16 protein-coding genes and 2 pseudogenes are annotated in these 22271 nt (G+C 41.0%); 17 read left to right on the top strand and 1 reads right to left on the bottom strand.

Annotation, left to right across the window (positions count from 1 at the left end; all coding sequences use genetic code 11):
• The first annotated feature begins 12 nt into the window (after positions 1-12).
• The 14 genes and pseudogenes from STRCR_RS10690 to STRCR_RS12165 all read left to right on the top strand — a co-directional run bounded on the left by STRCR_RS10690 (position 13) and on the right by STRCR_RS12165 (position 16217).
• Positions 13-468, top strand: coding sequence for a NanQ anomerase/TabA/YiaL family protein (locus STRCR_RS10690; protein ID WP_004226056.1), 456 nt, complete (start codon positions 13-15; stop codon positions 466-468).
• Positions 469-698: 230 nt separating this feature from the next.
• Entirely contained in the window at positions 699-1043 is a 345-nt protein-coding gene (locus STRCR_RS12220; RefSeq protein ID WP_004228473.1) for a hypothetical protein, read from the top strand.
• A gap of 33 nt (positions 1044-1076) precedes the next feature.
• Positions 1077-2051, top strand: a complete 975-nt coding sequence (locus STRCR_RS10685; protein ID WP_004229796.1) for a hypothetical protein — start codon at positions 1077-1079, stop codon at positions 2049-2051.
• 13 nt (positions 2052-2064) lie between these two features.
• Positions 2065-4188 carry a hydantoinase/oxoprolinase family protein gene (locus tag STRCR_RS10680; RefSeq protein ID WP_040804688.1) on the top strand — a complete coding sequence of 708 codons (2124 nt, stop codon included), beginning with the start codon at positions 2065-2067 and terminating at the stop codon, positions 4186-4188.
• Between the two features lie 5 nt (positions 4189-4193).
• Positions 4194-4913: a hypothetical protein gene (locus STRCR_RS11420; RefSeq protein WP_004227599.1), complete on the top strand. Its 720-nt coding sequence runs from the start codon at positions 4194-4196 to the stop codon at positions 4911-4913.
• Between the two features lie 4 nt (positions 4914-4917).
• Complete coding sequence (locus STRCR_RS10670; protein WP_004227645.1) at positions 4918-5874, top strand: NAD(P)-dependent oxidoreductase; 957 nt, start codon at positions 4918-4920, stop codon at positions 5872-5874.
• 297 nt (positions 5875-6171) lie between these two features.
• Positions 6172-6429 (top strand): annotated as a pseudogene (locus STRCR_RS11880) (amidohydrolase family protein); the annotation flags it as partial.
• Between the two features lie 55 nt (positions 6430-6484).
• A complete protein-coding gene (locus STRCR_RS10660) occupies positions 6485-8023 on the top strand; it encodes an FGGY-family carbohydrate kinase (protein WP_004225469.1) in 1539 nt (512 codons plus the stop codon).
• A gap of 81 nt (positions 8024-8104) precedes the next feature.
• Positions 8105-9158, top strand: a pseudogene (locus tag STRCR_RS11875) (IS630-like element ISStso1 family transposase).
• A gap of 39 nt (positions 9159-9197) precedes the next feature.
• A complete protein-coding gene (locus STRCR_RS11415; RefSeq protein ID WP_003048896.1) occupies positions 9198-9626 on the top strand; it encodes a hypothetical protein in 429 nt (142 codons plus the stop codon).
• A 404-nt stretch (positions 9627-10030) separates the two neighbouring features.
• Positions 10031-11710 (top strand): BglG family transcription antiterminator, encoded by a 1680-nt coding sequence (locus STRCR_RS10640; protein WP_004229037.1) that lies wholly within the window; start codon positions 10031-10033, stop codon positions 11708-11710.
• A gap of 194 nt (positions 11711-11904) precedes the next feature.
• Entirely contained in the window at positions 11905-12996 is a 1092-nt protein-coding gene (ulaG, locus tag STRCR_RS10635) for an L-ascorbate 6-phosphate lactonase (RefSeq protein WP_004228215.1), read from the top strand.
• 165 nt (positions 12997-13161) lie between these two features.
• Complete coding sequence (locus STRCR_RS10630; RefSeq protein WP_004226837.1) at positions 13162-15525, top strand: phosphoketolase family protein; 2364 nt, start codon at positions 13162-13164, stop codon at positions 15523-15525.
• A gap of 530 nt (positions 15526-16055) precedes the next feature.
• Positions 16056-16217, top strand: a complete 162-nt coding sequence (locus tag STRCR_RS12165) for a hypothetical protein (RefSeq protein WP_004229687.1) — start codon at positions 16056-16058, stop codon at positions 16215-16217.
• Between the two features lie 624 nt (positions 16218-16841).
• Here the strand turns inward: STRCR_RS12165 and STRCR_RS10620 are convergent.
• Positions 16842-19226, bottom strand: coding sequence for a phosphoketolase family protein (locus tag STRCR_RS10620; protein ID WP_004227524.1), 2385 nt, complete (start codon positions 19224-19226; stop codon positions 16842-16844).
• Between the two features lie 249 nt (positions 19227-19475).
• On the opposite strand from STRCR_RS10620, the gene STRCR_RS10615 reads away from it, so the two are divergent.
• Genes STRCR_RS10615 through STRCR_RS10605 form a run of 3 tightly spaced genes read left to right on the top strand, consistent with a single transcriptional unit; the run spans position 19476 to position 22245 of the window.
• Positions 19476-21425, top strand: coding sequence for a BglG family transcription antiterminator (locus STRCR_RS10615; RefSeq protein ID WP_004226129.1), 1950 nt, complete (start codon positions 19476-19478; stop codon positions 21423-21425).
• Between the two features lie 28 nt (positions 21426-21453).
• Positions 21454-21930 (top strand): PTS sugar transporter subunit IIA, encoded by a 477-nt coding sequence (locus STRCR_RS10610; protein ID WP_004227748.1) that lies wholly within the window; start codon positions 21454-21456, stop codon positions 21928-21930.
• Between the two features lie 15 nt (positions 21931-21945).
• Positions 21946-22245, top strand: coding sequence for a PTS sugar transporter subunit IIB (locus STRCR_RS10605; protein WP_004225363.1), 300 nt, complete (start codon positions 21946-21948; stop codon positions 22243-22245).
• The last annotated feature ends 26 nt before the right edge of the window (positions 22246-22271 follow it).

Here is a 22271-nt window from a genome sequence, read left to right as displayed (position 1 = left end):
GGGTGATAAGAAATGCTGTACTCAAATATAAAGAGTTTTAATCTAGCCGATTATCAAGTAGTTGGTAAAGTCTTACAGCTGCTTCAGGAAAGAAATTTTCTTCAAGTTGAGGACGGACGTATTCAAGTAGATGAGGATATTTATCTGCAAGTCTTATCTTATCAAACACAGGATGTATCAAATCTTCCTTTTGAAAGACACCATAAAAGATTAGATGTTCACTATGTAGTAGAAGGTAGCGAATATATCTACTTATCATCCTTAACCGAGATAGAGCCTGCAACTCCCTATGACATTAGGCGAGATATTGAATTTCTGGAAGAGCCTGAACATATCAATAAAGTGAAATTAAAGAAAGGAGATTTTTTGATCATCGGTATGGATGAGCCTCATAAAACAAACGGATGGGTGGATGAAACACCCGAATTTGTTAAGAAGGTGGTCGTAAAAGTTAATCGCAATTCTTGAATCCTTGAACTATACAGTGGTCTTAGTCTTTAAAGAAAAGGAATCGAACATAGTCTGCGGATTGTGTCTTCCTAAATTTAAGTCTCTGTAGTACCTTAGTTTAATCGCACATACCTAAGACTTCTGTTGGAGTCTTCCGTTGATGCTTGCTGTGCAAGCTCAATTTCCAATCTTTAGTTATCCACTGGATAATTAAAGTAGCTCATTATCTTAATAAAAGGAGATGAACCATGATTCAAACGCTAATAGGAATTTTGTTATTGCTAGTTTTTCTAGGACTAGTTGTTTATGCCGTCAAAGGCGGTAACCTGATGATTGGTATGCTGATTATGGCTATCTTATGGACCATTATTCCCTTAGTTGGTAATATGCTGGTCAAGGATCCTCAGTTTATTGCTCAGAACAAAGATGTTGTCACGATGCCTTTTAAAGATGTTTTGACCAATGTTTTTCAAGCGGGGCCAGAAGGCTGGGGACCAGTCTTGGTTAACTTCTGTTTTGGTGCATGGTTTGGCCGTGTCATGCTACAAACCGGCATTGCATCATCGATTATCAAAAAAACTGTTGAGTTGTGAGGTGATAAACCGGCCATAACAGCAACCTTACTCTTGGCTGTAACAACAGCTATCTTTACCAGTATGTTTGGTGCAGGTGCTGTTGTTGCTATCGGTGTTATTGTACTGCCAATCATGCTGACTCTAGGTGTCCCTAAGACTTTTTCCTTGGTTGCTTTTATGCTTTCTATTGGATCAGGACTCTATATCAACCCTTTGATTTTCAATCAGTACCAAGCATTCTATCTAGGTCCTAAGGGTGAACAAACTTATTTCTACAATGCAACTTACTTACATTGGGGATTCATCGCTTTAGCCATTCAGCTGATAATCGCTATTATGATTATTGTCATTTTTGCAAATCGAAAGAAACGCATTCATGCCTGGGCTGCCAAAACACCTGCTAAAGATCAAGAAGGCAAGGTACCGGCTTTAGCTCTGCTGACACCATTTATTCCGGTTGTATTGGCAATAGGCTTTCAAGTTCCAGTTATTCTTGGTTTCCTTATTGCTAGTTTTTATGCCTTAGCAATCTGCGGCTATCTCAAGAACTTCAAGGCAACTGGTGATATCTTCAATAAAACCTTCTATGATGGGGTTATTGATACAGCTCCCTTGGTCGGCTTCATGCTGATTATTCCTATGTTTAATAAGGCATCAGAGCTAGCTGTTCCTTACTTTAATGCTTTATTAGGAGGGATTATTCCTCATTCTACCCTTATCATTTGTCTAGCTTTTGCTATTCTAGCACCTTTAGGCTTATTTAGAGGACCGTTTACACTGGCTGGTGCAGGAGCTGCAACTTTAGGCATACTAAAAAGTGTTGGTTTTAGTACAAATCTGCTCTTTCCTTTGATGTATACGCCAACGATTACGATGAATATTTCATCTTGTATTACTCAGTCTTGGATTATTTGGGGTATCAACTATACCAAGGTAACGACTAAGGACTTCCTTAAGATTAGTATCCCTAGCGGTTGGGTAATCAGTGCTATTTTAGCTATGGTTACCTACTTTATGTTCGGTTAAAGGGGGATAGGTTATGTCAGGTAGAAAAGTAAGAATGGGAATTGATGTTGGTGGCACCCATACCAAAGCGGTAGCCATTGATAATGATACGCACGAGATCATTGGAAAGTCCTCCGTAAAAACCACCCATGATGATGAATTTGGTGTAGCCACTGGCGTCGTCACTTCTTTTGTTAACTGTATGCAGGAAAACAATATCTCTCCAGAAGATGTTGTGTTTGTGGCTCACAGTACTACTCAAGCAACCAACGCGCTATTGGAAGGAGATGTAGCCAAGGTTGGTGTATTGGGAACTGCCGGTGGTTTCTTTGAATCATTTTTGGCCAAGCGCCAGACTCATCTTGATGATATTGATTTAGGAACCGGGCGCTACATCAGGATTGTTAATGAGTTTCTGCCAGGAAGGGAATTCACCCAAGAAAAGGTTAATAAAAAACTGGATAGCTTAGAAGCACAAGGAGCTCAGGTTATCATAGCTTCCTCTGCTTTCGGGGTTGACGATGCCACCCCTGAGCAAAATATTTTAGGTGAAGCTGAGAGCCGGGGATTAATGGCAAGTACAGCTTCTGAAATCACCAAATTATATGGTTTGACTCGTCGGACACGGACAGCAGCTATTAACGGCAGTATCCTGCCCAAAATGCTGGATACTGCTAGGCAGACAGAAACAAGCGTCCATAATGCTGGTGTTGAGGTGCCCTTGATGATTATGCGTGGGGATGGTGGTGTCATGGACATTTCAGAAATGAAAAAGCGCCCTGTTCTTACGATGTTATCAGGTCCTGCAGCCAGTGTCATGGGGGCACTGATGTACTTACGGGCTTCAAATGGAGTTTATTTTGAAGTTGGCGGAACTTCTGTTAATATCGGTGTCATAAAAAATGGTCGGCCGGCGGTTGATTATTCTATTGTTGGTGGTCATAAGACCTATATCAGCTCCTTAGATGTCCGAGTCTTGGGTGTTGCCGGCGGTAGTATGGTACGTGTGTCCAAGGACGGTGTAGTAGATGTCGGGCCCCGTAGTGCCCATATCGCTGGTTTGGATTATGCAGTCTTCTCAGAAACAGAGCGTTTAGAAGATTGTGAATTGGATTTATTCCAGCCTAAGGACGGAGATCCGGAAGATTATGTCCGGCTCCGCCTAAAGGATGGTTCTTATCTGACCATTACTAATAGCTGTGCTGCCAATGTTTTAGGCTTAGTTAGTCCTGATGAGTTTTCTTATGGAAATGTTGAAGCGGCTCGCTTAGCCATGAAACCTGTGGCTGATTACATAGGGATTGGTGTTGAAGAGCTGGCTGAACAAATTCTGCATAAAGCTTATGAGAAGATTGAACCTGTCATTATGGAGTTGGCGGAAAAGTACAAATTGAGCCATGACCAAATTTCCTTGATTGGTGTCGGCGGTGGAGCAGCCTCACTGATAGGTTACTGCGCCGATAAGATGGACATCAAGTATAAAATTCCAGAAAATGCGGAAGTTATTTCTTCTATTGGGGTAGCTCTTTCCTTGGTTCGCGATGCTGTAGAACGGGTAGTTCCCAATCCAACACCCGAGGATATCCGTTCTATTCGGCAAGAAGCCATTGACAGGGCTGTTGAAAGCGGTGCGGCCCCAGCGACGGTTGAGGTGCACGTAGAAATTGATTCTCAGACTTCGAAATTAACAGCCATAGCTCTGGGCTCTACAGAAGTTAAATCTATGGATCTCCTATCTGCTGCGACACAAGAAGAATTGATGACCTTAGCTGCCGAAGATATGGGCGTTCCAGCAGAAAAGGTTGCTATTAAGCTGAACGGTGAGTTCTTTAAGATTATTGGACGCACAGATGGTGATGAAGCTATCCGTATTTTGGACACCAAAGGATTTATTAAAGTTCAAAGCAGTTCAGGAACGGCAGTAGAGATTCAGGTGAAAGATTATCAGGAAGCCGTTGCGGATTTTTATGAAAAATTGGCTGTCTTTACGACAGACAGCGTTTTGCGGCCGGACTTTTATATCTGTGTCGGCCCAAGAATCATGGACTTCAATGGCAGTATGGATTTTGAGCAAATTCTTCTTTTAATGTCTGTTGAAATGGATATGCTAGATCCTGACGAAAAAGTTATCTTAGTGGCGGTTAAAACACAATTATGATGAACATGAATATCAAGAAAATTTTCTTTCCCAATTCGCAGGCTCCTCCCAAACAGGAAGAAACGGATGCTGCGAGTGTACCAGACTTTGAGACCTTTGTGGAATTGGTTATGGCGATTCCAGAAGAAAAATTTTATCAGGACGCCCTAAAAGCAGATCCTGTTTATGGGCGTATGACAGAAGAACTAAAGGCAGAGCTGATTGCTGAAGCTGTAACCTGCGGTTCTGCTTATGCTGAGGGTGTTAAAACAGAAGCCCCCGATCTTCCTGCCTTATTAGAAAGAGAAGAGATTGTCTATACCAATCCACCTACACCGAATGGCGGTAGCTATCTTATTTTTGCCCAGTATGTAGAACCCAATAAAATCACAGTTTTTCAGGACAGTATTGATAAGTTTTTAAATTTGGTGAGGGGGACCAAATACCAGCATGATTTTTCAGAAAAAGCACTTAAGCAGCTGCTGATTGCTCATGAATATTTCCACTATTTAGAATTTCAGCATGAGGCATCAATCATTACCAAAACGAAAAAAATGGTTCTGTGGTCTCTTCTGGGATATTGCTATAAGACGACCTTTGTGTCCTTAAGTGAAATGAGTGCTATGGCTTTTGCCAGAGCTTATCTGGAGTTGCCATACTCTCCCTTTGTTTTGGACTGTCTGCTCACTTATGCTTACAACAAAGAGCTGTCTTACCAAATTTATCAGAATATCAGAATGGAGTAAAAATATGACCAAGAAAAAAATCCTTGTAACAGGTATCGTTCCCAAAGAAGGTTTAACAAAACTTTTTGAAGACTTTGATGTCACCTATTCGGATGGCGAACCATTTTCACGCCAGTATGTGCTGGAGCATTTGCATGAGTACGACGGCTGGCTTTTGATGGGGCAAAAGGGCGATAAAGAAATGCTTGATGCCGGTAAAAACTTAGAGATTATTTCTTTGAATGCTGTTGGTTTTGACCATGTTGATATCGCTTACGCTAAAGAAAAAGGAATTGTCGTTTCTAATTCTCCTCAGGCTGTTCGTGTGCCGACTGCTGAGATGACCTTTGCCTTGATTTTATCAGCTGTTAAACGTTTGGCCTTTTACGATAAGGTTGTCCGCAATGGCGAGTGGATTGATCCCAGTGAACGCCGCTACCAAGGCATGACACTTGAAGGGGCAACATTGGGGGTCTATGGTTTTGGCCGAATCGGCTCGACTGTCGCTAAACTGGCGCAGGCTTTTGGAATGAAAGTCATCTATAATGATGCCTACCGCTTATCAGACGAAAAGGAAAAAGAACTTGGTGTTACTTATGCTGACTTTAATGAACTGGTTGGGACAGCAGATGTTATTACCATTCATGCTCCCTTCCTGCCGTCAACTAAACATAAGTTTAACAGAGAAGTTTTCAAGGCTATGAAGAATCGCAGCTATCTTGTTAATGCTGCGCGCGGCCCGATTGTGTCAGAAGCAGATTTGGTAGAAGCGCTGGAAAAAGGAGAGATTGCCGGTGCCGGTCTGGATGTTTTTGAGTTTGAACCGCATGTTTCAGAAAAACTGCGTGCTCTGGATAATGTTATGATGGCTCCTCATGCGGGCACAGGTACTGTTGAGGGACGTCGGACTTTGGCAGAAGAAGCGGCAGAAAATATTCGTTCCTTTTATGCTGGACATCCTATCAACGTTGTTAATAAATAGTTCTCAGATCAAAATTAGATGTGCTTATCTATTTCGCTATTGAAGGCTGTTTATAAAAAAGGAGGGGGGCTCTGCGGTATGAGTCAAGAGTATAAGATTTCTTCTCCTATTGTAGTAAAAGCCTCCCTACAGCCGATAGTTTAGGCTTAGCTATGTTTTTACAAATAATGACGAAAACTTATCCAGGAAGATGAGGTTACCTATGTTAGAAGCTTTACACAATTTTTTTGATGCCTTTGGAACATCAGTTGTTGTTCCGGTAATGATTTTTATTGTTAGTTTATGTCTAAAGGTCAATTTCCAAAAAAGAGTGTACAGATTGCCAAAGACATTCTCGGAGCTAAGCGCATTATATGGGGAACAGATTCTCCTTGGTCAGCTACCTTTAACACTTATAAAGAACTAGCTGCATAGCTGGAGCATACCGATATTTTTACTCAGGAAGAGTTGGAAGATGTTCTTTACAACAATGCTGAGCGTGTTTACTTTAAGTCAGAAATTGTCAAGGCCAATCACGAGGCCTTTGATCCAGCTACTAAAGCCTTAACTCTATAAGCAGTAGAGCTGGGAAATATTCTCAGCTCTAGTTATTTTTATAGGAGGAATTCTCATGCGGTATTTTTTAAGCATTGATTACGGCGGTACCAACACAAAAGCCGTCTTATTTAATGAAGACGGTCAGCAGCTGGCGGTTTCATCTTTTGAAACGCTACGTATCGAAGATAAACCGGGTTACAGAGAAGTTGATCTGGCAGCAACTTGGCAGGCCATTAGCAATACTGTTAAAAAGGTCATTGAAAAATCTGGAATTAACAGTCAATCTATTTCAGCAGTTGCCTGTATCGGACACGGCAAAGGTTTGTATTTGCTGGATAAGAAAGGACGTCCCTTTAAGCGCGGTATTCTTTCGACAGATAACCGAGCAGCAGCTTTAGCCCAGCAGTTTGAAAAACGTGTATCAGAAATTTGGCCTCTAACTCAGCAGCATATCGTCGGTGTCCAGAATCCCATTCTTTTACGGTGGCTGAAGGAACATGAACCAGAGCTTTATCAGGAAATTGGTTCCATCTTATCTGCTAAAGATTTTGTCCGTTTTAAATTGACCGATAAGATCAACCAGGAGTACGGGGATGCTTCGGGAAATCACTGGATTAATTTTAAAACTGGGACCTATGATGAAGCCATTTTAGACTTTTTTGGCATAGCTGAGATGAGTTCTGCCCTCCCCCCCCTTGTTGATTATGCTCAAGTTGTGGGTGGCGTCAGCAGAGATGCTGCTCACGTAACTGGCCTTACGGAAGGAACCCCTGTTATTGGCGGTTTATTTGATATTGATGCCTGTGCTATTGGCTCAGGTGTCTTAGACAACGATGTTTTTAGCGTGATTTCAGGGACGTGGAATATCAATACCTATTCCAGCAAGACAGCTGCTGACCAAGCCAGCGGTCATATGAATTCCTACTTTCCTAACCGTGATTTTTTAATTGAAGCCAGCAGCCCGACATCTGCAGGTAACCTTGACGCCATTCTGAAAATGCTGATGGCTGAAGAAATCAAAAATAGTCAGCAGGAAGGTGGTTCTATCTATGATAACCTAGAAGTCTTTTTGCGAGAGACCAGCGCTTCTTACACACCTGTCTTATTTTTCCCTTTTCTTTACGGCAGTAATGTCGGCCGGGACGCCAGAGCGAGTTTTTTGGGCCTGAGTTCAACGACAACCAAGTCTCATATGGTTCGTGCAGTCTATGAAGGGATTGTATTTGCACACAAACAGCATATCGATCAACTTGTAAAAACAAGGGGGCGCAAGCCAAGAAAGATCAGACTATCAGGTGGCGCTACTAATTCAAAAGCCTGGATGCAGATTTTTTCAGATGGTCTTGCCATTCCTATCGAAACTGTTGAAGGAAGCGAGTTAGGGGCTCTAGGAGGTGCGATCGCCTGCTTGCAGGCGATCGATGGTTTGAGTTTGGAAGAAGCCTGCCACAAGATGGTGAAGCCTAAAGACTATTTCGAACCGGTTGCAGCAGAACATGCCTGTTATGAAGAAAAATATCGGGTTTACCAGAGTCTGATTGAGGCTATGCAGCCACATTGGGAATCGCTGATTGCTCTGGAAAACCTCCATGAATTAATTAAAAGGGGCTAGCATGAAAAAAGAAGATATTATTGTTAACAGTATCGCCTTTTTATACTTAACAAAAATCAAAAATAGCGATATAATATAGTCATGACACTAGAAATTACACCAGCACAAGCACAAGAACTAAAACAAGCACTCAAAGATAAAGCAAATGATAAACACTATAGAAAACTTCATGCCCTCCTCCTTCGTTCACAAGGAATGAGCTTAACAGCAATCGGCAAAGAGGTTGGGCTCGTTCACCAGTCTGTTCGCAACTTAATTACCCGTTATCAAAAGGGGGGACTAACAGCTCTATTTAAAGAAAATCGCGGTGGTCGTAGACGTGCTTATATGACCATCGAAGAGGAAGAAAGATTCCTAAACCAACAACTAGAACGGGCATTAAAGGGGGAGCACGTAACTGTTCAAAGCTTGTTTGAAGCCTATCAAGCTGAAGTTGGAAAGTCAACCACTCGTGAGGGATTCTATGCTTTATTAAAACGCCACGGATGGCGAAAGGTAACTCCTCGTCCAAAACATCCTAAAAAAGCAGACGCTAAAACGATTTATGCGTCAAAAAATAAAATCTATATTCAGGAAGACAAGAAAGCGCTTTAAGCATAGCTGACGTTACAAGAAAGTCCGTCTCATGTATCAAGATGAAGCGGGTTTTGGTCGTATCAGTAAGCTAGGAGCTTGTTGGGCACCTAAAGGTTATAGGCCACATGTAGCCAGCCACTACATTCGAGAATACCGTTATTGTTACGGAGCCGTTGATGCCCATACAGGAGAATCTTTTTTCCTCATCGCAGGAGGTTGTAATACTGAATGGATGAACGAATTTTTAAGACAATTAAGTCAAGCTTTTCCTGACGATTACATTGTTTTGGTTATGGATAATGCCATTTGGCATAAATCAAAGGCTTTAGAAGTTCCACATAATATAGACTTTGCTTTTATTCCGCCTTATACTCCTGAAATGAATCCTATTGAACAGGTCTGGGCTGAAATAAGAAAACGTGGGTTTAAAAACAAAGCCTTCAAAACTTTGGAGGAGGTTATTAATCAACTTCAAGAGGTTATTCAAAGTTTTCATTGGAAAGAGTTAAAAACGATTGTCCATAGAAAATGGACTTCGGCTATGCTTGATTTTCATTGAGTATTAAAGGATTTACAGACCGGTAAAACTCAAGAGGAGTTGCTTGCAAACGTCTATGATTTAGGACTTAGAAGATTTGAAGTCAGGCGTGAATTTATTAATGATAAAAGAACTGAGCTGTCTGGATTAAAGAAAAAAGCTGATATCTACGGAATATCATTATTTTACAGTATTAATGAAGATTTGTTCGTCAACAGCAAAGTCAACCCTTTATTGCCAGTTCTTTTTGAAGAAGCACGGTCTTTAGCGGCTCCTTTTATCAAATTAAATACAGGAAACAGTCAGGGAGTCACTGAACAAGAATTAAAAAAGTTATCAGCTTTTCCCCTTGATGAAATCGACATACGAGTGGAAAATAACCAAATGCCCTTTCATGCCAGTCTAGCCAACTGTCAACAAACAATGAATATGATAAGGAATGTGGCTCTGCCTATTAGTTTTGTGTTTGATACGGGCAATTGGGCCTAGGTTCGTGAATCTGTTGAAGAGGCTAAAGAAGCTTTAGCTTCAGTTACTACCTATCTTCACTGCAAGAATTATAAACTCGTAAATGATAGGCTCCAGCTAAGTGCTAGCCTATTTGAAGGTGAGTTAGATATCTGTCAGCTTATAGGTGATTTCCCCTCTTTAGAATATCTGGCTTTGGAGTACCCGTCAACTGCTGAAAAGCTTAGAGATGATGTGGATCAGCTCATTGGCCTTGATAAAAAAGACTAATTTCCTTCTTGTTTAGAAATGGAATTCCAGATAAAATCTATTAGGCAAGACAGATTTCTTAGGACTTTTAGGGGCTCTTTGGAATTCACCTACTTTATAGGAGTTTTTAAACCCTTTGAGTATTAATATCTTCGCGCCCTATGAGAGGAGAAAAAATGATTTTTTTAGACAAACGAAGTTATGCCCTGCTCAATTATTTACTAAAGCTGAAGGAGCCAGAGACGATTATGGCGATTTCAAAAGCTTTAGGACAATCGCGTCGAAAGATCTACTATCACCTAGATAAGATAAATGAAGCCCTGCCTGACACGGTTGGGAAAATCATTTCCTATCCTCGGATTGGCATCGTTCTGACTGAAGAGCAGAAGAAAGTCTGCCAAGATTTGATGGCAGAGCTGGATGATTATACCTATGTTATGAAGGTTGATGAACGCCTGCAGTTGATGCTGATTTATATTGGTGTAGCTGCAGAAAAAGTTACGCTTGAGAAACTCATGCAGCTGACCGATGTCTCTCGCAACACGGTTTTAAATGATTTGCAGGAAATGCGTCAGCAGTTGAACCGAGGAATCTTTGGCATCACGCTTCAAGTCAATAAAGCAAGGGGCTATTATTTAGACTGCCCAGCCCTTGTAAAAATCCAATTCTTTTATAAACTCCTTCAATCAATCGTTTATGAAGGAAATGAAGGTTTTAATGAGATTGTCCACCTAAAAATTCGGGAGTTCTCACCAGATAATCTCTACTTTTCTGAAAATATGCGCAGCTATTTTACAGAACAAGTCAATCAGCTGACAGACAGATTAGGGAAGAAAATTAACTGCTATGACCGACAGTTTATGGCTAGAGCTCTGCCTTATTTACTGAGCGTCTATCGGAATATGAGCCTGTCTAATGAAGAAAGAGTGACGGTTCACCGAGAATTTAGCATGGCGCGGGAGCGTAAAGAATACCGTCTTGTTCAGGATTTGGCTGATGGGGTTTATCAGACTTATGGTATTCGACTAGATGAACTTGAAAAATCAATCGTTGCTATGCTTATTCTTTCATTTCGGAAAGACCGAGATGAGCATGTAGAGAGTCATGACTATGATGATATGCGGCAGCAGTTGGATCACTTTTTGAAAAAGTATGAAACTCTTTATCATGGTAGTTTTGTCCATCGCGATCTACTGCTCAGCCAATTGGTTGCCCACTGTAAATCCATGCTTTATCGGAAAACCTATGGGATTTCATCCATTAATCCTCTGACCAATCAGATTAAGGAGAATTATCAAACCCTTTTTGAACAGACTAAATCGTGTGCTGATATTTTGGAGCGGGCCTGGTTTATTTCTCTGACAGATGATGATATTGCCTATTTAGCGGTTCATCTAGGCGGTGAATTGGAAAAAGAAGAGAAAGACAATAATCATTTCAATCAAGTAGAAGTGACCTTAGTGTGTGACGACGGTGTCGGGGTACAAAAGTTTTTCCTCCAACAGTGTCGGCGAATTCTGCCTAATACACGTATTGAGGCCGTTTTTTCTTCGGAGCAATTTCATAGTATCAGTGATTTACTAACTTCTGATTTTGTCATCACCACCTCGGATCCAGACACTTTGACGAGCGCATTACCTGTTCTTCAGGTTAATGCTGTTTTAACCGATGAGGATATTGTGAGAATGGTGCGTTTTATCAGGCGGGAAAGTGCTGACCATCAAGCCTTTGATGAGGAAATCGAGCACTATATCCGCCAGTACGTCAAAAGCGACAAAGAAGCCTATATCTTACTCAAAAAAATCGAGAAGGTTTTCTACCAAGAACTGTTGAAAGATGTCAGTGGTTATTATTAGGAAGTAACGCATACTAGCGTTAACATTGGAAAAAGACAGTGTGGCAGGGAGAACACTTCCTGTCACTTTTTGTCAGATCTAACTCCAGTGACAGCCTAGTTTTGAACACAAAAAAGTGTGAGACTTGGTCTTTTTTTCAAGAAGCGTGGATACTATACTGAACATATAAGAAAAAATACTTTGGAGGTATTAAAATGGCTAATGTAAAAGATATTACACGTGAGTCTTGGATTCTTTCAACTTTTCCAGAGTGGGGAACCTGGCTCAATGAAGAAATTGAAGAAGAAGTGGTTCCAGAAGGCAACTTTGCCATGTGGTGGCTGGGTAACTGCGGTGTTTGGATCAAGACACCGGGTGGTGCCAATGTTGTCATGGATCTGTGGTCAAACCGCGGTAAACACACGAAACAGGTAAAGGATATGGTACGCGGTCACCAGATGGCTAATATGGCCGGTGTGCGCAAATTGCAGCCTAACTTGCGCGTGCAACCCATGGTCATTGATCCCTTTGCCATTAATGAATTAGACTACTATCTCGTTTCTCATTTCCACAGCGACCATATTGATATCAATACGGCTGCAGCTATTGTCAATAATCCTAAATTGGATCATGTTAAATTTGTCGGTCCTTATGAATGTGGTGAAATTTGGAAGAAATGGGGCGTTCCCGAAGATCGTATTATTGTTATCAAACCGGGCGAATCCTTTGAATTTAAAGATATTAAAGTAACAGCCGTCGAGTCCTTTGACCGGACCTGCTTGGTAACCCTACCGGTTGAAGGAGCAGACCAGCAAGATGGCGAATTAAAAGGTCTGGCTGTAACAGACGAAGAAATGGCTCGTAAGGCTGTCAACTATGTCTTTGAAACTCCTGGTGGAACGATTTATCACGGTGCAGATTCGCACTTCTCGAATTATTTTGCTAAACACGGTAAGGATTTCAACATCGATGTTGCTATTAATAACTATGGGGACAATCCAGTTGGTATCCAAGATAAGATGACCTCTATTGATCTTTTGCGCATGGCTGAAAATCTGCGTGCTAAAGTTATCATCCCAGTTCACTACGATATCTGGTCTAACTTCATGGCATCAACTGATGAAATCTTAGCCCTCTGGAAGATGCGCAAGGAACGGTTGCAATACCAATTCCATCCATTTATCTGGGAAGTCGGTGGAAAATACACCTATCCACAGGATAAGGATAGGATCGAATACCATCACCCACGCGGATTCGATGACTGCTTCGAACATGATTCTAATATTCAATTCAAGGCTCTGCTCTAATGTGACCCTTTGAAAATCCTAGATAATCAAGAAAAAACTTGACTTTAGATGGGACTGAGACAAGAGTCTCAGCTCCTCTTTTATTAGTAAGAAAAAATCTAATATAAAGAGCTAAGCTCAAGTTATATGAACTAGTTAGTTACTAAAATAGAAAGAAGTGATACTATGACAGAATTTGATAGCAAGGACTACCTTGCCAAGGTAGATGCTTGGTGGCGGGCGGCCAACTACATTTCCGTAGCTCAGATGTATCTGAAAGATAATCCTTTACTTCGCCGTGAGGTAAGCAAAGAGGATGTCAAGGTCCATCCTATTGGCCACTGGGGTACCATCGCTGGACAAAATTTTATCTATGCCCATCTCAATCGTGTTATCAATAAATTTGATTTGAACATGTTTTACATTGAAGGTCCCGGTCATGGCGGCCAAGTCATGGTGTCTAATTCTTATATTGATGGTTCCTACACCGAGCGCTACCCCAACATTACTCAGGATGAAGATGGCCTTAAACAGCTCTGCAAGATCTTTTCTTTCCCTGGCGGCATTGCTTCTCATGCGGCGCCTGAAACACCAGGGTCTATCCACGAAGGTGGTGAGTTAGGCTATGCTCTGTCGCATGCGACAGGAGCTATTCTAGATAATCCTGATGTCATTGCGGCGACCGTCATTGGTGATGGAGAAGCAGAGACAGGCCCGCTCAATGCTGGCTGGTTCTCCAATACCTTTATCAATCCAGTCAACGACGGTGCTGTTTTACCGATTCTTTATCTCAATGGCGGTAAAATCCATAATCCAACTATTTTATCCCGCAAGACGGACGAAGAGTTAACCCATCTTTTCCAAGGATTGGGTTGGGAACCCTATTTTGTCGAAGGAAATGATCCTGAAGTCATTCATAGTCAAATGGCGGAAACTTTGGATAAGGTTATTGAGAAAATCAAGACTATTCAAACTCAGGCTCGCCAAAAACCTGCTGAGGAAGCCCAGCAAGCTCAATGGCCTGTTCTTATTGTCCGAACACCTAAAGGTTGGACTGGTCCTAAAGAATGGAATGGCGAACCGATTGAAGGAGGGTTCCGAGCCCACCAAGTCCCAATTCCGGTGGAAGCTGGGCACATGGAACATATTGATGCTCTGACAGATTGGCTCAAGTCCTATCGCCCAGAAGAACTTTTTGATGAAAAGGGTTATGTCAAAGAAGAAATCCGTGTGATTTCACCTAAGGGTAATCGTCGCATGTCTATGAACCCTATCACAAATGCAGGAATTGTCAAAAAACTTGATTTGGCAGATTGGCGCAAGCATGCCATTGATACGTCAAAACCTGGCAGTATCATGAAGCAGGACATGATTGAATTCGGTAAGTATGCCGCTGATTTAGTTAAAGCTAATCCTGACAATTTCCGTATCTTCGGGCCAGACGAAACCAAGTCCAACCGCTTAAATAATGTCTTTACAGCGACTAATCGCCAATGGCTGGCACCTCGTGACAAATCCTATGATGAATGGATTTCACCTGTGGGCCGTGTTATTGATTCCCAGCTCTCTGAGCATCAAGCAGAAGGTTTCTTAGAAGGTTATGTTTTGACCGGCCGCCATGGTTTCTTTGCTTCTTATGAATCCTTCCTGCGAGTGGTTGATTCTATGATCACCCAGCACTTCAAATGGCTGCGAAAATCCAAGACCCATACGGATTGGCGTAAAAATTATCCATCTCTCAACTTGATTGCCACATCGACCGTCTTCCAACAAGACCACAATGGCTATACCCACCAAGATCCGGGATTGCTGACTCATTTGGCTGAGAAGACACCTGAATATGTTCGTGAATACCTACCAGCCGATTCTAACTCCCTCTTTGCAGTCATGGAATACGCCTTAGCCGATGAAGACAAGGTCAATGTGATTGTCACTTCAAAGCACCCGCGTCCACAGTTTTACTCTGTTGCGGAAGCGCAAGAGTTAGTCAAGGAAGGATACAAGGTCATTGACTGGGCTTCTAATGACCACGACGGAGAACCAGACATTGTCTTTGCAGCTGCAGGTACTGAGCCTAACCTAGAGGTGTTAGCAGGAATTTCGCTTCTCCACAAGGCTTTTCCAGAAGTGAAAATTCGCTTTATCAATGTTGTAGATATCTTAAAACTCCGCTCACCTAAGGTTGATCCGCGTGGCTTGTCTGATGAAGCCTTTAACAAACTCTTCACTACAGATAAGCCGATCGTCTTTGCTTATCACGGTTATGAAGGCCAAATTCGCGATCTCTTCTTTAACCGCGACAATCACAAGGTCTACATCCATGGTTACCGTGAAAACGGGGACATTACAACGCCATTTGATATGCGAGTCATGTCTGAAATGGATCGCTTCCATATCGCTAAAGAGGCAGCCCAAGCTGTCCTTGGTGATAAAGCCCAAGGTTTTGCCCAAGAGATGGCAGACAAACTAGCCTATCACACCGCCTATATTCGTGAACATGGTGATGATATCCCAGAAGTCCAAAACTGGCAGTGGGAAACTATTGACTAATATTAGCAGAAGCAGGATTGAAAGATGATCCTGCTTTTTTGTAATCCATTTTGTTATCTAAGGTGCAAATCATGGCCCACTATGTGAGTGTGCATGAACATCTAAACCTAGGAAATGTTCGGAAATTGTGATGAATCCTTGGATAGAATTCAGAAAGCCTTTTCACCCTGTCAACAAATATGTAACTATCACTTAATGAAGTTATTTCTTCTTGTTTTAGTTAGAATGCAGACGTGAAAAATAATTTCACTCACTGGGGGAGAATTTTCCCACTTAACGTAACAATGGAGAAAATGTTTAAGATCTCAAGATTCAAAGTCTATATTCCTTGAGACAGAAAGTTGTCTTTGAATGTTAACAGCTATTTTCATGGATTTCAGTCTTTTAAAGGCTCAGCGGTTTGCCAAGTATGGTTCCCATGGATGTATTCAAATGAAGGGACCAGATGGCAAGGGCCTCTCTTGAAAATATATAGGTTCCTATATTATTGTAAATTAGCAGCTAGGTGTTTTGTTTTTGGAAGAAGCAGTATGTCAGATAGTATCACGATTCAGTTAAAAAATGTCATGCAGAATTTTGAAAATCTATCCAATAGGTATTTACAGGCCTATCAATTAATCCACTCGCAGTTTAAAATTATCAAGTATCTCTATCGCAATCAGCATCCTTTCTGTCAATCAAGGCAATGTTGAGCACGATTTTTCGATGTCCAATCCCACTGTAACTGCTATTTTGCAGAATTTGAAAAAGAATGGCTGGCTGAAACATCAGCCTGATCCGACTGACAGTAGAAGTAAACTGCCGATTTTGACAGAACAGTCACTGGCAAAAGAGCAAGAATTTAACCAACTTTTTAGGGATATGAAAGGGGACTTACTTGTCCCCTTAACGCTGCAAGAGCGTCACTCTCTAATGGTTTTACGGATAACATTAAATAACCTGTTCTTAGTCCAAACTGTTAATCTCCTGTACGGATTTTATTGTTATTATCAAAACTCGGTTTCGTTAAACCGAGTTTTTTAGTACTCAAAAAAGCTCTAGTTCCGTAACTCCTGTCAGTGATGTCTTCCTTTGCGGTTGATAAAGCTACTGTCAAAAGAGGCTGAGACAAAAAAGCGTTTGGGAACTCTGTTTTGTCCCAAACGCTTCTAAGTTCTAGTCATTAGTACAGTCTTGGCTATGATTATGTGTTCGCAATAGGTATAAATCCTAAGCGATTTACTGAGAAAGGGTGGTTGTTAGTGAAAATTTTTCTTGACAATAGCTCACCACAATCAATGGGTGACTATAACCTATTGATTGTGGTGCAAGAACTTTTACTCGTCAAGATTTTCCCATTGCCAGTTTTGAACTTCTGGAATATCATCACCGTGCTCACGGATATAATCCTTATGGTAAGCAACAGTTTCATCCATTTTAGCAGAAAACGCTTGTGCTTTTTCACCTAAAGTGGTAAGTGCTGCATCTTGTGCTAGATGGAAGCGATCAAGTTCAGACATGACCCGCATATCAAATGGTGTTGTAATATCCCCATTTTCACGATAACCATGGACATGAAGGTTATGATTATGACGTCGGAAGAAAATATCGCGAATCATTCCTTCATAGGCATGGAAGGCAAAAATGACAGGCTTATCTTTAGTAAATACTTTATCAAATTCTTCATCGGACAGACCACGAGGATCAAGATCTGGGTGACGAAGCTTGAGAATATCCACCACATTCACAAAGCGAATCTTAAGGCTTGGGAATGTCTTGTGCAAGATAGAGATTGCTGCCAAAGCTTCCAGATTTGGTTCGGTACCAGCTGCAGCAAAAACGACATCAGGTTCTTCATTTGCTTGAACAGTCGATGCCCAGTCAATAACTTTGTAGCCTTTTTCTACTAGTTCACTGGCTTCTTCTACAGAATAGAACTGTGGACGTGGATGTTTTGACGTGACAATCAAATTAATTTTATCTTCGTCCTTGAAGGCTTTATCCATAACAGCCAATAGGCTATTGGTATCAGCAGGTAGATATTCACGGATGTATTCAGGTGTCTTTTCAGATAAGTGTGTCAGAACACCTGGATCTTGGTGGGTATAACCATTATGGTCTTGTTGGAAAACGGTCGATGTGGCAATCAGGTTGAGGGATGGATAATTTTTCCGCCAAGTTGTATGAGTTTTTGATTTACGCAGCCACTTGAAGTGCTGGGTAATCATGGTATCGACAACACGCAAGAAGGATTCATAAGAGGCAAAGAATCCATGGCGGCCTGTTAAGACATAGCCTTCCAAGAAACCTTCTGCTTGGTGCTCAGATAGCTGAGAATCAATGACGCGTCCAGCAGGAGAGAGCCATTCATCATAAGATGGATCACGACGTCCCATCCATTGACGGTTTGTTTTCGTAAATACTTCGTTAAGACGGTTAGATTTGGATTCATCTGGACCAAAAATACGGAAATTATCAGGATTAGCTTCAACTAAATCAGCAGCATACTTACCAAATTCAATCATGTCTTGTGCAACGATTTCTCCTGGTGTCTGTATATCAAATGCCCGTTTTTTCCAATCAGCTGTGTCCATTGGTTTGATGACGCCGGCGTTAGTAATGGGATTCATAGACATACGACGATTGCCTTTTGGAGAAAGAGCTGCAACCTCTGATTTTAGATGACCTTCGGCATCAAAAAGTTCTTCTGGTTGATAGGATTTCAGCCAGTCAAGTAGAGCATCAACATGTTCCATGTGATGAGAGTCTACTGGAATTGGAACTTGGTGTGCTCGCCAGCCGCCTTCAATTGGAGTACCTTTCCAAGATTTAGGACCAGTCCAGCCTTTAGGAATGCGTGCGACAATGACTGGCCAAGCAGGCATTGTCGCTTCATCAGCTGACCCTTTACGAGCTTTGGCTTGGATATTTCTAATTTCTTCAATGGCTTCATCTAATTTTGCAGCAAATAATTTATGGGCTGCTGCATGGTCACTGGCAAATGCCGTAACATCAGCAAAAATTGGCTTCCAGCCAAGTCCGGTGAAGAAGGCCTTCAGTTCATCATCAGATTTGCGTTCAAAAATAGTTGGATTATGAATTTTACCGCCATTCAAGAAATGGATTGGGAGCACTGCACCGTCATTGACAGGGTTGATAAAGGTGTTTGACAACCATCCTGCCATGAGCGGTCCCGTTTCACTTTCACCATCACCAATAACAGTCGCCGCAATAACATCGGGATTATCTAAAACAGCACCCGTAGCATGAGACAGAGCGTAGCCTAACTCACCGCCCTCATGGATAGAACCTGGTGTTTCAGGAGCCGCGTGCGAAGCAATGCCGCCAGGGAAGGAAAAGATCTTACACAGCTGCTTCAAGCCTTCCTCAGTCTGTGAAATCTGAGGATTTAATTCGGTGTAGCTCCCATCGAGATAGGAGTTGGATACCATAACCTGACCGCCGTGACCAGGACCTTCAATGTAGAACATATCCAAATCATACTTGTTGATTGAACGAAGTAAATGGGCATAGATAAAGTTCTGTCCAGGCACGGTTCCCCAGTGTCCAATTGGGTGTGATTTCAAGTCTTCTGCAGCAACCTCTCGCCTCAGAAGTGGATTATCTTTAAGGTACATTTGCGCTGCAGAAATATAGTTGGCAGCCCGCCACCAAGCATCTACCTTATTAAGATAGTCACTAGAATCAAAATTTGTATTCATAATAAACCTCCTAGAGTTAATTGTTTTATTTTTCACAGGTAGAATATATCACTAACAATAGGAGAAGTCAAAAGCGCTTTCATGAATCAATCACACGGATGCAGCAGCGGTAAAAACCAGTATTATCAATGGTTTGACCTAAAATCACAGTAGATAAATAGCACGACTTCCACATTAATATGGAAGGAAGTTGATTTTGATTATGAAAGCGCTTATATTATAATGTCGTTGTGAAAAGGAGGTGTGAAAATGAACATCAGGCAGGTCGAAACACTCAGATACTTGCTGTCTATTGAGGACTATATCACGGCTAGCGACTTGTCTGCTAGGTATGGGATCTCAACGAAAACGATTTACACGGATATTGCTGTAATCAATGATGAACTATCTCCTTTTGGAATTGAAATTGAAAAAAGACCCAGAAGAGGGATTCGATTAGTAGTCGAGCCTAAAAAGATGGAACTGCTTGCCCACTATATTGAATCCAGCCGTTTGACTCAGTCGGAAGAAGCTAGCCAATTCCAAAGAGAATGCGATTTTTTAAAGAAGGTGATTCTCTATTCTGAAAAGGTAGAAATTGCAGACTGGTCGATCAGCCATTTTGTTAGTGAAGCCTCGACTCGCAGGGATATAGAGAAACTGGAAAAAAAGATTGCAAAATATAACCTAGGTTTTGTGAAAAGAAACGGAGAGATTTCGTTAAAGTATGTAAATGAAGAAGATGTCAGGAAATTTCTAAGAAACTATTTGATTCAGCATTTCGACCTAGAAAATAGGGAGAGTAGACTTAGTTGTCTAGAACGGTTCTTTGATAGTGAGTTAGTGGAGAATATCGACCATTATATTAATGATTCAGAATCAAAATATCAATTTATGATTAATGACTCTTATCGGGTTTACCTGATACTGGATCTCCTAATCAGTAGTTGTCGCTATAAAAGTGGACATCACATGCTCCAAGAGGAGCCTAAATTCTTGATAAAAAACTTATGCCAATATGAAGTTTATATCATTGCTGGTGACCTGCTTAGCAAGGTAACAGACATACCGATACAGATGTTAGAGTCTTCTGAAATACGCAGTATCTGTTTAACCATACTGTCAGTGGGCTATGAAGCTAAACCGCAGTCCTATATGGAAGTCTCAGAAACTGTTAAGCAATTTATTGATAAGGTTAGCCAATTATCTGGCGTTGATTTTACCAAGGATGAGCATCTTTTAAGGACCTTAGAAAATCATATTCAGCCGATGATTTTTAGGTTGCGAAATGATATTAATATAAAAAATCAAATTACAGAGGAGATAAAGTCAAAATACAGCGCTCTTTATAATATTGTTTGGCTGGCTTCCAGAATCATCTCTAAGCAGTATGCCATTAAAATTATTGACGCTGAGATTGCCTTTTTAACCATCTATTTTGAGATTGCGGTTGAGAAAATTAGTAAACCCCTCAATATTTACATTATCTGTCCCCATGGCTTAGCCACTTCAGAATTAATCATCAATTCAGTTAAAAAGCTAGTGTCGGGATTTGACAGATTGATTAGTGTTGATTGGAGAAAATTAAAGCAATCAGCTATTGAAGATGCTGACTTGATTATCAGTTCAGTTGAATTAGGAGAAATGCCCAAGCCCTATATCCTCGTCAGTCCTATTGTAACCGATATTGAGCGAGAAGAAATTCAAAAAGCTTATAACAAACTGACTGAGACGAATCGATCATCTTTAGCGTCATACTTATCTGTACAAAACAGGGAAGATGTGTCTAAAAAAATTATTTTAGATTTGCTCAACAATAATGTGATTATCCAGCAGTCTTGCAAAACGGTAGAAGAAGCTATTAAGAAGATGATTCATTTAGCTTTTCCCCAAAAGCAAGCGGCTAGGTCTATTCTCAAATCAGTTTTGTCACGTGAAAAATTAGGGAGTACGAGCGTATATACTGGTGTCGCTCTTCCCCATGCCGATCCTAGTGTTGTAAAAAATTCACATCTGGTGACAATGACATTAGACAAGCCCATGAAATGGGGACAAAATTTAGTCAGTGTTATTATCCTTATAGCTATTTCAGAGGATGATGAACAGGTGTATAAAAATGCTTTGATTAGTTTGTATTCGAGAATTAGTAATGTTCAATATATTGACAAATTAAAGTCTAGTAAGAGTAAGGAAGAGTTTGCTAAACGACTCTTTGAATAAAAGCGTTAATCATTAAAGGAGGTTATCAATGTCTGAAAATATAAAATTATTAGATTATCTAGATGAGCGTTTGATTTTTACTGGTCAATCATTTAAGACGAGTACGGATTTATTTGAAACTATTTCTAACGTAGCGCTGAAGCTGGGGAATGTTAGGAAAGACTTTCTTCCTCGTGTTATGGATAGAGAAGCAAATTTTCCTACGGGAATCCAATTAGAAAATATTGGTGTTGCTATTCCCCACACAGATGCTGAATGCATTCTCAAAGAGTTTGTAGCAGTAGTGGTTAATCAAAGCCCAACTATTTTTAAGAGTATGGAAGATCCTTCTCAGTCTGTTCAAGCGAGTATTGTATTTGTTTTAGGGCTGAATCAGCCTCATAAGCAACTGGAAATGCTTCAATCATTGATGGGATTACTGCAAAATGAAAAGTTATTATTTCAGATAGTAGCAGCGACTTCTGCAGAAGAAGTACTAAAAATTGTAAAAACTAATAAATTATAAAAGGAGTTAACAACTATGGCAAAGGTAAAAGTATTGGTGGCTTGTGGAGCTGGGATCGCAACTTCAACAGTAGTCATGAAAAAAATTGAAGATCTTTTTGCAAACAACCAGATTGATGCAGAATTTCGACAAATAAAAATCGCCGAGGCAGCCTCACTTCAGAACGATTATGATATGTTAATCACTACGACAATGCTTCCAACAACGTACGATATTCCAGCTATCAAGGCTATGTCCTTCTTAACAGGAATTAATCAGGCAAAAGCAGAGGAAGAAATTTTGAATACGGTTAAACAAATCCAAGCAGGGAACTAAATGCGATTGTATGTTTAAAATCCTAA

It is taken from the genome of Streptococcus criceti HS-6 (genome assembly GCF_000187975.2).
GTDB lineage: Bacteria > Bacillota > Bacilli > Lactobacillales > Streptococcaceae > Streptococcus > Streptococcus criceti.
The sequence above is the reverse complement of the archived record's forward strand: the minus strand, read 5'-3'. Positions and strand labels throughout refer to the sequence as shown.

Bases quoted from the DNA above. Each gene is read 5' to 3' on its own strand.
- STRCR_RS10690 (WP_004226056.1), top strand. From the start codon at position 13: ATGCTGTACTCAAATATAAAGAGTTTTAATCTAGCCGATTATCAAGTA.
- STRCR_RS12220 (WP_004228473.1), top strand. From the start codon at position 699: ATGATTCAAACGCTAATAGGAATTTTGTTATTGCTAGTTTTTCTAGGA.
- STRCR_RS10680 (WP_040804688.1), top strand. From the start codon at position 2,065: ATGTCAGGTAGAAAAGTAAGAATGGGAATTGATGTTGGTGGCACCCAT.
- STRCR_RS11420 (WP_004227599.1), top strand. From the start codon at position 4,194: ATGAATATCAAGAAAATTTTCTTTCCCAATTCGCAGGCTCCTCCCAAA.
- STRCR_RS10670 (WP_004227645.1), top strand. From the start codon at position 4,918: ATGACCAAGAAAAAAATCCTTGTAACAGGTATCGTTCCCAAAGAAGGT.
- STRCR_RS10660 (WP_004225469.1), top strand. From the start codon at position 6,485: ATGCGGTATTTTTTAAGCATTGATTACGGCGGTACCAACACAAAAGCC.
- STRCR_RS10640 (WP_004229037.1), top strand. From the start codon at position 10,031: ATGATTTTTTTAGACAAACGAAGTTATGCCCTGCTCAATTATTTACTA.
- ulaG (WP_004228215.1), top strand. From the start codon at position 11,905: ATGGCTAATGTAAAAGATATTACACGTGAGTCTTGGATTCTTTCAACT.
- STRCR_RS10630 (WP_004226837.1), top strand. From the start codon at position 13,162: ATGACAGAATTTGATAGCAAGGACTACCTTGCCAAGGTAGATGCTTGG.
- STRCR_RS12165 (WP_004229687.1), top strand. From the start codon at position 16,056: ATGTCAGATAGTATCACGATTCAGTTAAAAAATGTCATGCAGAATTTT.
- STRCR_RS10620 (WP_004227524.1), bottom strand. From the start codon at position 19,226: ATGAATACAAATTTTGATTCTAGTGACTATCTTAATAAGGTAGATGCT.
- STRCR_RS10615 (WP_004226129.1), top strand. From the start codon at position 19,476: ATGAACATCAGGCAGGTCGAAACACTCAGATACTTGCTGTCTATTGAG.
- STRCR_RS10610 (WP_004227748.1), top strand. From the start codon at position 21,454: ATGTCTGAAAATATAAAATTATTAGATTATCTAGATGAGCGTTTGATT.
- STRCR_RS10605 (WP_004225363.1), top strand. From the start codon at position 21,946: ATGGCAAAGGTAAAAGTATTGGTGGCTTGTGGAGCTGGGATCGCAACT.